10 protein-coding genes and 2 tRNA genes are annotated in these 12,537 nt (G+C 62.9%); 2 read left to right on the top strand and 10 right to left on the bottom strand.

Translation table 11 applies throughout. The features are described from left to right. From AC0J5Z_RS11490 to AC0J5Z_RS11445, 10 genes are all read right to left on the bottom strand, one after another. Window positions 1-1,620, bottom strand: a complete 1,620-nt coding sequence (locus AC0J5Z_RS11490; protein ID WP_475032139.1) for a GTPase — start codon at window positions 1,618-1,620, stop codon at window positions 1-3. Next, window positions 1,617-3,398 (bottom strand): dynamin family protein, encoded by a 1,782-nt coding sequence (locus AC0J5Z_RS11485; protein WP_475032136.1) that lies wholly within the window; start codon window positions 3,396-3,398, stop codon window positions 1,617-1,619. Before AC0J5Z_RS11485 ends, AC0J5Z_RS11490 begins: the two co-directional genes overlap by 4 nt. A 98-nt stretch (window positions 3,399-3,496) precedes the next feature. Then, window positions 3,497-3,569, bottom strand: a tRNA-Glu gene (locus AC0J5Z_RS11480). A 127-nt stretch (window positions 3,570-3,696) separates the two neighbouring features. Continuing rightward, window positions 3,697-3,768: transfer RNA gene (locus AC0J5Z_RS11475), tRNA-Gln, on the bottom strand. Between the two features lie 137 nt (window positions 3,769-3,905). Next, window positions 3,906-4,634 (bottom strand): HAD family hydrolase, encoded by a 729-nt coding sequence (locus tag AC0J5Z_RS11470; protein WP_475032132.1) that lies wholly within the window; start codon window positions 4,632-4,634, stop codon window positions 3,906-3,908. Between the two features lie 14 nt (window positions 4,635-4,648). Beyond that, window positions 4,649-6,169: a glutamate--tRNA ligase gene (gltX, locus tag AC0J5Z_RS11465; protein WP_475032128.1), complete on the bottom strand. Its 1,521-nt coding sequence runs from the start codon at window positions 6,167-6,169 to the stop codon at window positions 4,649-4,651. A 124-nt stretch (window positions 6,170-6,293) separates the two neighbouring features. Beyond that, window positions 6,294-7,070, bottom strand: coding sequence for a fumarylacetoacetate hydrolase family protein (locus tag AC0J5Z_RS11460; RefSeq protein WP_475032125.1), 777 nt, complete (start codon window positions 7,068-7,070; stop codon window positions 6,294-6,296). 23 nt (window positions 7,071-7,093) lie between these two features. Then, a complete protein-coding gene (locus tag AC0J5Z_RS11455; RefSeq protein ID WP_475032123.1) occupies window positions 7,094-7,891 on the bottom strand; it encodes an MBL fold metallo-hydrolase in 798 nt (265 codons plus the stop codon). 277 nt (window positions 7,892-8,168) lie between these two features. Next, window positions 8,169-9,281 carry a branched-chain amino acid aminotransferase gene (locus tag AC0J5Z_RS11450; RefSeq protein WP_475032121.1) on the bottom strand — a complete coding sequence of 371 codons (1,113 nt, stop codon included), beginning with the start codon at window positions 9,279-9,281 and terminating at the stop codon, window positions 8,169-8,171. Window positions 9,282-9,402: 121 nt separating this feature from the next. Further along, complete coding sequence (locus tag AC0J5Z_RS11445; protein WP_475032118.1) at window positions 9,403-10,455, bottom strand: 3-isopropylmalate dehydrogenase; 1,053 nt, start codon at window positions 10,453-10,455, stop codon at window positions 9,403-9,405. Between the two features lie 136 nt (window positions 10,456-10,591). Here AC0J5Z_RS11445 and AC0J5Z_RS11440 point away from each other — a divergent pair, with 136 nt between their 5' ends. Next, window positions 10,592-11,776, top strand: a complete 1,185-nt coding sequence (locus AC0J5Z_RS11440) for a sensor histidine kinase (protein WP_475032116.1) — start codon at window positions 10,592-10,594, stop codon at window positions 11,774-11,776. 3 nt (window positions 11,777-11,779) lie between these two features. After that, window positions 11,780-12,493 carry a response regulator gene (locus tag AC0J5Z_RS11435; protein WP_475032113.1) on the top strand — a complete coding sequence of 238 codons (714 nt, stop codon included), beginning with the start codon at window positions 11,780-11,782 and terminating at the stop codon, window positions 12,491-12,493. Window positions 12,494-12,537 lie beyond the last annotated feature (44 nt).

Genomic DNA, 12,537 nt, shown 5'->3' with positions numbered 1-12,537 from the left:
TTAACCGGAGCGTGCGGCCTTCAGTGCCGCGTTGAACGCCTTCAAACGCGTAATTTCCACCTCGACGGGCTCCACGATCCGCTGCTCGGCAACCGCTGCAACGGCGGCCTTCAACCTCTTTGCTGCCCCGGACGCGCGGACACGGGCTGCCCAACCACCGAGGATCCGTCCGGCAATCGCCAGGACAATACCCAGCACTACTCCCCCGGCAACCATCAGGGTAGGCCACGGCCACCCTTCTGTTCGGGGCACCTCAGGCACTGGCATTTGGAAGTAGCCGAGTACGGCCAACACACCGAGCCACCCCAGGCCGCCAACTGCAAGCAGAAGAGCAATCCACTGAAGGGCATTGAAAAGGATCCACCACAGCGGACGCTTGGTAGCCTTCAGGTCAGTGCCTGCAATGGCTTGGTCCAACGCGTCAGGCAGCTGCTCCCGGCCGTCCCTGGCCACACTGCGGATAGCTGCACGCCAAGGACCGGGGGCGCCAGCGGAAGCATCATCCGCAAAGTCCCTGACGGCGGCATCCGTCCGTGCCCGCTCGGGCGCGCCCGCAGGAGGCAGCGACGTCCGGCTCAGCTCAGGTCTGGTGTCATCCCGGCCCAGGTTCAACCTCCGCAACGGGTCGGGTCGGAAACGCAGCAGCCACCGTGTGACGGGCCACCCCGTCCTCTTGGCCGACTCTCTCTTGAAAGATCGCTGTACGGCGTCAACCACCACCGGCACATTTGCCGCCGTCGACAGTTCAGTCGCGAGGCGGGCTTTCGCGCTTGCCTTGATGCCGCGCGCTTCACCCTCGCCGGAAGCCCGGGCAAGTTCAGCGGCAGCCTTCGTCACGTCCGCTGCCAGGCGTTGTGTTGTTGCCTCCCGCTGGACCACGACGTTCCTGATGACCCCGCGGAGAGTCGGGACGCCGTCGCCGGTTAGCGCTGAGGCACTGAGGACTCGAACCTTGCCCAGTCCGTCCCGCATCAGGATTCCCTCCAACGACTGCATTACCGCGGAGGCGTCGGCTGCACTGAGTTTGTCCACCTGGTTCAGGACAACCAGCGTGACGGCACCGTGGGTGGCCATGGGTCGAAGGAAGTCATTATGCACCGCAGCGTCGGCGTACTTTTGCGGGTCCAGAACCCACACCAGGACATCCACCATGCCGACCATGCGCTGGACAATCTCCCGGTTTTCCACCCTGGTGGAATCGAAGTCCGGCAAATCCAGGAGCACCAGGCCGGTGTGCTCATCTGCGAGCCCGGGAACCGGCGGCAGGGTATGGCGCTCTTTGACATCCAGCCAGTCAAGCAGCGGTCCGCTGCCTTCTTCACCCCAGATACCCGCCAAAGGTGCAGAGGTCGTGGGGCGTCGGGCGGCGGCAGTTGCGAGCTCGCTGGCGGATACAGCATTGAACAACGACGATTTTCCGCTACCGGTCGCCCCGAAGAACCCGACAACAGTGTGCCCTGCGGACAATGATCGCCGCGAAGTGGCGCGCTCCAAGACCTCGTACACAGATTGCAGATCCGGGTCCGGGAGGACGCCTTCGGCCAGTTCCCGCGCAGTGTTGAGCGACTCAAGCCTTCGCTGCAGCTGGGACGACTCGCGGACTTGGCCGTGGCGGCTCATGCGGCTCCTGCCAGGCGGCGCAAGGCCTGGGCATGCCGGGCGATGTCGTCGCCGGAGCTCGGACGGGCCTCCTCAAGGCGGTTGAGGAAGCGCTGCCTCTCGTCGTCCAGGAGCCGTTGGCACTGTGTGTGCAGATCGTCCCTGGCCTGCTGGGCCAGGCGACGTACTGCGTCCTCACCGAACACCGCTTCCAGCAGCTTCTGGCCAACAACGGCCGTTCCGCCGGCAATGCCGATCTCCAAGCCACTCAGACCGGCAGTCATGGAGAACACCACCACCATGAGCGCAGCGCCGAGCCCGTTAACGCCGAAGGACAACCACCGGGCCTGGGTTCGTTTTCCTTGACCCTGCGTGCGGATCATCTCCATCAGTCCTTCCTGCCAGGATCGAATAGCGGCGGCGGCCTTCGCGTCGAAGCCCTCGCTGGTACCCGAGAGATCCTCGGAGCCAAGCAGGTCCCGACCAGCAGCGTCCGAACGCCAGCGCCTGTCCACGTTTTCGGCTGCGTTCGCGGCTTCGTCCAGGATCACCGCCTGCAACCCGGTCTCGATGGCGGTTTCAACCTTCACAGCCGGAGCAGGTTCGCCGCGGAAGAAGGCCCCTGCACGGTCACGCATCCGGCCGATGTTCTGCTCGAGTGCCCGGAAGAACTCCCCGGTACCTACGAAGTCCTGCCAGCGCGCCAACACTTCGCCGCGGAGCAAAGCTCCATCCTTGGTGGCCTCCAGAATGCGCGAGAGAGCTTGCTCATACTCAGCAACACACGTTGCTTTGAGATTGTGGGCAGCGGCATCCTGCGCCGCAGCGGCGCCCGCGATTCCCTCCAACCGGACGCTGACAGCCTTGACGGCTCCATTAAGTGTCCGCCTGGCGACATCCGCCCTTCCGGCTGCATTGGCGGCCAAGGCACCCAGCCAGTGGCGCAAGGGGATCACCGACTCCTTCGGAAGCATCCCCAGTTCATCCAAGGCACTCTCCGGAACGACGAAGAGCTTCGCGTCAGCCAGCCCCTGCCGATCCAGCATTGCCTGGAGGTCAGTCCTGACTTCCTCTTCCGCGGCAGCGGGCACGCGGTCCAGGACTACGGCCACGGTGATATCCCGGGAAGCTGCGTCCAAGAGCAGTCGCCAGGGAACGGCGTCGGCGTAGCGGTTTGCTGTGGTGACAAATACCCATAGGTCAGCGGCAGCAAGCAGCTGACCGGCGAGCCTGCGGTTGTCATCGGAAATCGAGTCGACATCGGGGGCGTCCAGGAGGGCGATGCCCTGTGGTACGCGATCATGTCCCACCAGCACCAGAGACGTGATGGCCTGCGCGTCGGGAGCGGCACCTGCCTGATGCGCCGGCAATGGACTCCTTGGCACAGTACCCCGGATACGGTCCAGGCTCGGGAGTATCCGGTGGCCTTCAAACCATCCTGCGTCCAGAGGATGATGCAGGAGGATGGGCTGGCGCGTGGTGGGCCTGATAGCACCGGCGCGGGTCACCGGATAGCCGATCAGCGCGTTGACCAGCGTGGACTTCCCTGCACCGGTTGAACCGCCGACGACGGCCAGCAGTGGAGCGTCCAGGCTGCGGTAACGGGGAATTACATAGTCGTCGAGCTGGGCAATGGACTCGCGGATCCACTGACGGGCTTCCCGGACGTCCGGCACGGCGAGCGGAAGGGCTGTGGCTGCAAGTTCGGCACGGGCAGCTTCCAAGGTCTCCACGGCGTCTGCCGCACCTTGGGTAACGGGGGTGGCCCGGGGTGCTGTTTCATCATCGTTTGCGGTCACAGCATCATCATGCCAGCCCGATCCCGGTCACAGGGCGGGGGCAGGCTCAGAGGAGAAAAAGAAATCCCCCGGAACCAGGGTTCCGGGGGATTTATTTGTGACCCCAGCGGGATTCGAACCCGCGTTACCGCCGTGAGAGGGCGGCGTACTAGGCCGCTATACGATGGGGCCTTGCACTTTTTGTCACCGTTTCCGGCGATCAAGCTGAATGAGTATTTCATACTTTCAGCTTCACTCCAAATCGACTCAGCGACTTGAAACTTCCGAATTTCCAGCGTGATGACACGGATTTTCAGAGCTGGGATACCAGGACTCGAACCTAGAATGACGGTACCAGAAACCGTAGTGTTGCCAATTACACCATATCCCAAAGTGGCTTTTGGACCGGAGTTCCGCGCTTTGGTTTCCCTTGGCTTTTCCCTCCGTGCCCCTCAGCACGAGTAATGACTCTACCGGAGTCTTGCCACCTGCACAAATCGGAAAGCCGTTACCTGCATCACATGATTCTCACGCTGCAGTAGGAGCCTTAACCAGCAACCGGGACAGGGAGTCCACTTGGTGTCCCGTGAACTCCTCCACCACTTCCCCGGTCCTGTTGAGCCACACGCCAATCAGCCCTGCCGCTGTGGCACCGTCCGCATCGAGCAGGCGGTTGTCTCCTACATAAAGGGTCTCCCCCGGACCTGTGCCGAGCAGGCGCACGCCTTCGAGGTAGATCGCCGGATCCGGCTTTGGCACACCTACTGTGTCAGTACCCACCAGGATCTTGATCCTTGAGAGACCTGCACCATCCAGTTTTGCCCGCTGGTAATCATGCACATTGTTGCTGACGGCGCCGTAGGGGATTCCCGCAGCATCGAGTGCGTCGAGCACGCCTTCAACGTCGGCAAAGGCCCGCACATACGCCGTTTGGCGTTGATGGTACTCAGTTACCCAGGCCTGGGATTCCTCGCCTTCATTGAGCTCCACCCCAAAGTGGCCCAAGGCAGCCCTGCCGCGAAGGAGTCGCTGCTCGTTGAAGGTCAGCTCGCCCGCCAGGTAGCGGTCGTAGAAGTGCGTGGTTTCGTGCGTGAAGATGCGCCCGAACTTCACCCACCCGGCCTGGTCCAGGCCGGGCAGGAGATGTTCGCTGACATCGCGGAGTGCCGTTGTCATGGCGTACTCAAGGTCCACCAAGGTGTCGTCTATGTCGAAGAGGACACCGCGGATGGTGCCGAAAGTGCTTGAGATAGCCATGACTGCTTCCGTTGTTAGCCGCGGAAAGCGCGAATACGTGCGAGTGAGGAATCCCTGCCGAGGATCACCATCGACTCGAACAGCGGTGGGGAGATGCGGCGGCCGGAGATGGCGGTGCGCACAGGCCCAAAAGCCGCACGCGGCTTAATACCCAGGTCCTCAACCAGTGCTTGCTTGAGCGCGGTCTGGATATTCTCGGCTGTCCACTCCCCGATGGGCTCCAACGCCGCCAGGGCAGCGTCCAGTACTTCCTCCAGATTCTGCGGAAGACCCTTACGGGCATCATCCGCAACGTCAATGGCGTCATCTGCCTTGAACAGGAAGGCCAGCATCTCGGGAGCTTCGCCCAAAAGTGTGATGCGCTCCTGAACCAGCGGAGCTGCCTCCGCGAGGATCTCCTCCTGCCGCGGAGTGAGGATCTCCCCTACGAAACCTGCAGCGCGGAGGTATGGAACCAGCCGTTCCTTGAAGTCTTCGGGTGCGAGCATCCGGACATGGGTTCCGTTGATGGCTTCGGCTTTCTTGATGTCGAAACGTGCCGGGTTGCCCAGGACATCGTGGATGTCGAAGTTAGCCACGAGCTGCTCCACGGTGAAGATGTCCTCGTCCGCGCTCAGGGACCAGCCAAGCAGCGACAGGTAGTTGAGCAAGCCTTCGGGGATGAAGCCACGTTCGCGGTGCAGGAACAGGCTGGACTCGGGGTCGCGCTTGGAAAGCTTCTTGTTGCCCTGTCCCATGACGTACGGCAGGTGGCCGAACTCCGGCATGTACTCGGCCACACCGATGGCGTAGAGCGCGCGGTACAGTGCGATTTGGCGCGGGGTGGAGCTCAGCAGATCCTCACCACGCAGCACATGCGTGATCCCCATGAGCGCGTCATCCACCGGGTTCACCAGCGTGTAGAGCGGTGCACCGTTGGCGCGAACCACCGCGAAGTCGGGAACGGAGCCGGCCTTGAAGGTAATCTCACCACGGACGAGGTCGTTGAACGTCAGGTCCTCGTCCGGCATGCGGAGACGCAGGACGGCCTCGCGTCCTTCGGCCTTGAACTGTGCCAGCTGCTCATCCGTCAGGTGGCGGTCGAAGCCGTCGTAACCCAGCTTCGGGTCGCGGCCGGCTGCCTTGTGGCGGGCTTCGATCTCATCAGGCGTGGAGTAGGACTCGTAGATGTGCCCCCCGGCCCGGAGCTTGGCGATGACGTCCTGGTAGATGTCGCCGCGCTGCGACTGCCGGTAAGGCTCGTGCGGTCCGCCAACCTCTACGCCCTCATCCCAATTGATGCCGAGCCACTTCAGGGCATCAAGCAACTGGTGGTAGCTCTCCTCGCTGTCGCGGGCAGAGTCGGTGTCCTCGATGCGAAAGATCAGCTTGCCACCCGTGTGGCGCGCGTAGGCCCAGTTGAACAGGGCAGTGCGGATCAGGCCAACGTGCGGCGTTCCCGTGGGTGACGGGCAAAAACGGACGCGGACCGGAGTCTCGGCGTTGACGGCAGGGATGGCGCTGGAGGCAGCGTTCGACGCAGAAGCAGTAGTCATAGTGGTTCCAACTTTACCGCTTGGCACCACTTCGGTTTCCCGGCTGGAAACGCTCGACGGCGGCACGCACCTTTCGTGTGAAAGATGCGTGCCGCCGTCGAGGTTTTAACGTTCGGCTGGGATCCTAGCGGCGGACCACCGGGTTGGAGAGCCGGCCGATGCCTTCGATCTCCACTTCAAAGCGGTCGCCTTCGCTGACCAGGCCGACGCCGGCTGGAGTGCCGGTCATGATGACGTCGCCCGGAAGCAGGGTGAACGCGTGCGAAACAATCGAGACGAGCTCGCGCACGCCGCGGATCATTTGGTTAGTGCTGCCGTCCTGGCGAAGTTCACCGTTGAGCCGGCCTTGGATGGCCAGGTCCTCGTGGTCCAGCTCGGTTTCAATCCACGGGCCAAGCGGGGCGGAAGTGTCAAAGCCCTTGGCGCGTGCCCACTGAAGGTCAGTTTTCTGGACGTCGCGGGCGGTGAGGTCGTTGCCGCAGGTGTAGCCGAAGATGACATCGTCCGCGCGGTCCTCGGGAACGTCCTTACAGATGCGGCCGATGACTACGCAGAGCTCAGCTTCGAAGGAAACTTCCTCGGAGAACCCGGGAAGGATGATGGGATCGTTCGGGCCGATCACCGAAGTGTTGGGCTTCAGGAACAGCAGCGGTTGCTGGGGAACCTCGTTGCCGAGTTCAGCGGCGTGCTCGGCGAAGTTCCGGCCAACGCCGATGACTTTGCTGCGGGGAATGATCGGGGCGAGGAGCCGCACGTCCTCCAGCTTGTGCTTCACATGGGTACGTTCGACGCCATTGAAGAAGGGGTCGCCATTGATGACAGTGATTTCCTCACTGCCAGGCTCGCCTTCAACAACGCCATAAAGGGGATCAGAATCAACTACAAACCGGGCGATACGCATGGGCTCAAGCCTACAGTCCGGGTTCAGCTTCGGAGGTAATCCAACTGGGCTGCAACGGAAGTCTCCGCCGCCCACCTGACTGAAGGATCGACGTCGGGATACACGGCATCAGTGACCGCCGCAATCGATGCCTCACTTCCCAGCTGTTTCAGCGCTGCCCTAATCTGGTCAAGCCGCTGCTCGCGGTGGTCTCGGTACTCGCGGCACTTCTCGTCCAGTGCTGGGAGCACGGGGCCGTGGGCCGGCAGGAGGATTGCGGCGCCGAGGGATTCGAGGCGGTCCAAGCTAGCGAGGTAGTCACCCAATCGGCCATCCGGGTAATCCAGCACCGTGGTTCCACGGCCCAGAATGGTGTCGCCTGTGAGAACGGATCCGGTGGGGCCGTCATCCGGGAGATGGAAGCAGAGGGAGTCCGATGTGTGACCCGGGGTGGCCACCACGCGGATCTCCACGCCGCCTGCCGTCAGGACTTCGCCGTCCATCAGTGGCTCGCCGCCGTGGCAATACTCTGCGGACGCCGCCCGAACGGGAGCACCGGTCAGCTCGTGGAACCTTGCCGATGCCTCTGTGTGGTCCGCATGCCGATGCGTGATGAGAACTACGTCCACAACACCTGCCGATGCCAACACAGCCAGATGCTGTTCGTCTTCAGGGCCCGGGTCTACTACAGCCACGTGGCCGGAGCTCGGCGCGCCGATCACGTAGGAGTTGGTGCCGTCCAGGCTCATAGGCCCCGGGTTGGGGGCGAGACGGAAGCGGGTCAGCTCACTGCTGCGCTGCAGGGAACTGTCATGGGAGGTCGCCGTTGATTCTGAAGTCACTGTCCCATCTTGGCACTGAACGGATGCTCGTTCACATCCCTAGCCCTTCCCACCAACGCCCTCTCACGTCCCTAGCCCTTCCCACCAACGCCCTCTCACATCCCTAGCCCTTCCCCCGAGAGGTGAAAGAGCGTCCGCCCCAAACCCGAGTGACCTGATAGAGCGTCCGCCCCAAACCCGAGTGACCTGCGAGAGCGTCCGGGGAAGCAGAGCGGCGGCCCTTCCGCTTGTTGCCAAGTCGAAGGGCCGCCGTCGTGCGTTCTGTTGTGCCGAAAACCTAGACCAGGCGGGTCAGCCAGCCGTGGGTATCCTCGACTGTTCCGGTTTGGATACCCAGGAGCTGTCGGCGGATGGCCATGGTGGTTTCCCCGGCCTTCGCGTCCTCGGAGCCGATGAACTCGGTGGCGTCCTTGAGGACTCCGATCGGTGTGATCACAGCTGCGGTGCCACAAGCGAAGACCTCGGTGATCTCGCCGGAGGCAACGCCGTCTCGCCACTCGTCAAGCGTGATCTTGCGCTCGGTCACGTCGCGGCCCATGTCCTTGGCCACCTGGATGACGGACATACGGGTGACGCCCTCCAGGATGGTGCCGCTGAGGGCGGGAGTTACCAGGGAGCCATCCTTCATGACGAAGAAAACGTTCATGCCGCCGAGTTCTTCCACGGCGTCATCGTTGAAGTGGTCCAGGAAAAGTACCTGCTTGCAACCGTTCGCTTCGGCTTCCTGCTGCGCGATCAGGGAAGCTGCGTAGTTGCCTCCGCACTTGGCAGCACCGGTTCCGCCGCGGCCAGCACGGGCATATTCGCGGGAGATCCAGATGGAGACGGGCTTGAGCTCGCCGCCGAAGTAGTTGCCGGCAGGAGAAGCGATGACGCGGAAGGACACTTCGCGGGCGGCACGAACACCAAGGAACGCCTCCGTGGCGATCATGAACGGGCGCAGGTAGAGGGCTTCACCATCGCCGGAAGGAACCCATTCCTTGTCAGCCTGAACGAGTTCCCGGATGGCCCCGAGGAAATACTCCTCGGGCAGCTCCGGTAGGGCGAGGCGACGCGCGGACTTGTTCAAGCGCGCGGCGTTGGCTTCGGGCCGGAAGGTCCAAACGGAGCCGTCAGCGTGGCGGTAAGCCTTGAGGCCTTCGAAGATTTCCTGGCCGTAGTGCAGAACCGCAGCCGAGGGGTCCAGGGAGATGGGTCCGTAAGGCTCGATCCGGGCATTCTGCCAACCGCCATTTCCGTCGGCGTCAACCTTGTAGTCGACGACGGCGGTGTGGTCGGTGAAGTAGTCGCCGAAGCCTGGGTTCGCCAGGACGGCTGCACGCTCCTCAGCAGACTTCGGGGTATCCGAATGCTGCTGGCTGAATTCGACGCCATGGGCAGTCTGAGTCATGTTTCCTCCACAGTCAGCTACCTGGCAGGGCGAACCGGGCCCCCAAAAAAGGGTGTGGTTCAGCGATGGACCAGGGAAGCAGGTAAATAATTCAACACAAGCTTACGCCTGAGAAATGGGCCTAAAGTGCGGCCGCAATGGCATCGCCAATAGCAGCCGTGCTGCGTGGCTCACCGGTGCGGGTTTCGACGTCGGCGACTACTGCCGCTTCAATCTTGCGGGCCGCCGTGGTGTAGCCAAGGTGGTCCAGGAGGAGCACTGCGGAGAGGATGGCCGCGGTGGGATCGGCTTTCTGCTGTCCGGCGATGTCCGGAGCTGAGCCGTGGACGGGCTCGAACATGGACGGTGCGGTGCGGTCCATGTTGATGTTGCCCGATGCCGCCAGGCCGATGCCGCCGGTGATGGCAGCGGCGAGGTCAGTGAGGATGTCGCCGAACAGGTTGTCGGTGACGATGACATCAAAACGGGAGGGATCGGTCACCATGAAGATGGTGGCGGCGTCAATGTGGAGGTAGTCGTGGGTGACCTCTGGGAATTCCAAGGCCACGGCCTCGACCGTACGCTTCCACAAGTGCCCGGCGAAGACCAGCACATTGTGCTTGTGGACGAGTGTGACGTGCTTGCGCGGACGCTCGTTGGCACGGCGGAAGGCATCGCGGACGACGCGCTCCACACCGTGAGCTGTGTTGAGGGAAACTTCCGTGGCCACTTCGTGGGGTGTTCCGCCCCGCAGGGTGCCGCCGTTACCCACGTAGGGACCTTCGGTACCTTCGCGGACCACGATGAAATCGATGCTGCCGGGGTTGGCCAACGGGCTGCCGACGGTGCCGTACAAGCGGGATGGGCGCAGGTTCACGTAGTGATCCAGGCTGAAACGAAGCTTGAGCAGCATCTCGCGTTCGATAATGCCGGAAGGGATGCGGGTATCACCCGGGGCCGCGCCCACTGCTCCAAAGAGGATGGCATCACGCGTGCGCAGGTCTTCCAGGACCTCGTCCGGGAGGGTCTCGCCAGTCTCAAGCCAGTGCTGGGCACCGAGCTTGTAGTTGGTCAGCTCGAGGGCGACGCCTTCGGCGGCGACAGCCTTTTCGAGGACCTTGACGGCTTCGGCGATGACCTCAGGGCCAATGCCGTCGCCAGGGATGACAGCGAGATTGATGGACGTTGCACTCATAGCTCTATCTAGCCAAGCAATCCACATGCTGGTCAAAATTGTCTCACTCCTCGAACACTGGCCGCGCCCGCGACTTGGGTAAGACTCAGACCACGGCATGATGCCCGCGCCGGGAGCGAGCACATAGAGTCATAGCGTGGATAGAAGGCACGAGATATACGAATGGTTCCGGATCAACCGCTTCAAAGTTGATATGACGGCCACGTGCCTCCTCATCCTCCTCTTTGGTCCCGTATATCTGGTCGCGGACCGCCCTTGGCTGTTCCTCTTGTCCTGCAGCCTCCTGCTGCCCCTCGCCTGGCGACGCACCCGCCCGGCCGTGGCGGCCGGCGTCGTCATCCTGGTGTGCCTCATCCAATGGGCAGCTGGCGCTGAACCCGTGGCTGGCCAAATCGCCGTCCCGCTGGTCATTTACGCTACGGCGGCTTATGGGCCCGCGTGGGCGAGCCGGACGGTTCTTCTGGCCGGACTGTTGGGTGGGGTCATGCTCACTACCCGGCTCTTTTCAACCACAGCTGAGTCCGGCATCCTGGGCCTCACCATCGGTGCGCTCTACACCGTGCTTATATGGATGCTGGTGCTGGTGAGCTGGACGCTGGGCGACCTCACACGCGTACGCCGGCTGCAACTTCAGGCTCTTGAGGATCGCACGCGGAGGCTTGAAGTGGAGCAGATGCAGGAGCGCAAGCTGGCCGCCGCCGACGAACGTTCCCACATTGCCCGGGAAATGCACGACATCGTGGCGCACTCGCTGTCCGTCATCATCACCCAAGCGGACGGAGCCCGATACGCTGCCGCAGCGAAACCCGAACTCGCAACCGAGGCTCTGGCCACAATTGCGGCCACGGGCAGGGATTCGCTGGGCGAGATGCGAAGACTGCTGGGCGTGCTCCGCTCCGACGACGACTCCCCTACCCGCCCTCAACCCCGGCTTTCCGATCTTGACGAACTCCTCCTCGGCTTCCGCGCCGCAACACTGCAGGTGGCGTTCGAACAGCGTGGAGTACCCCGCAGGGCCCTACCAGTCGGCGCGGAACTCACTGCTTATCGAATCATCCAGGAAGCCCTGACCAACGTGATGAAACACGCAGGACCGAAGGCGACGGCGAGTGTCACCCTGACGTGGCAGGCCCGCGGCCTGCAACTGGACATCATCGACGACGGCCGGGGCGCCGCTGCTGATCCCCCAACGGCAGGGGGCGGTAACGGACTATTGGGAATGGGTGAGCGCGTCTCCCTCTACGATGGTTCCTTGACCGCAGGCCCGGAACAGGGCGGCGGTTTCCGTGTGTCCGCATTTATCCCTTATTCGGAGGCCTAATCCATGCCTGAAGTTCCCGCACCCATTCGTGTGGCACTCGTTGATGACCAGCAATTGGTCCGATCGGGTTTTGGCATGCTCATCAATTCACAGCCGGACCTTCAAGTGGTGGCCGAGGCCGGTAATGGGATCGAGGCCGTCCAAGCCCTGAATGCCACTGCTGCCGATGTGGTCCTGATGGATGTCCGCATGCCAGGGATGGACGGCATTGAAGCGACCCGCCGCATTCTGGAACAGGCAGCGGCACAGCCCACGGGTTCTCAGCGGGCGGATGTCAAAATCGTGGTCCTCACCACCTTTGATCTTGACGAGTACGCCCTTGCTGCAATCCAGGCAGGCGCCAGCGGATTCCTCCTGAAGGATGCACCGCCGGAGGAACTGCTCGAGGCCATCCGCACCGTTTACCGCGGGGACGCCGTGATTGCCCCTTCCACCACCAGACGACTGCTTGACCACGTGGCGCCACTACTGAGAACTCAGACGCCGGAGCAGACCGAGCATGCCGCCGCCGTCGAGCGCCTTACAGCCCGCGAGCGCGAAGTGTTCCAGCTGATCGCGCAGGGACAATCGAACCCGGAGATCGCGGCGGGGCTGTTCCTTTCCGAGGCCACGGTCAAGACCCACGTAGGGCATATCCTGGCGAAACTTGGCGCACGGGACCGCGTCCAGGTGGTGGTCATCGCTTATGAAACCGGCGTTGTAGCCCCTGGCACCTAGCCGGAACGTAGCTTCCTCATACCGCGAGGGCCGCCGGACTCAGA

The organism is Paenarthrobacter sp. TRD_SC_7 (assembly GCF_056156245.1).
The sequence above is the reverse complement of the archived record's forward strand: the minus strand, read 5'-3'. Positions and strand labels throughout refer to the sequence as shown.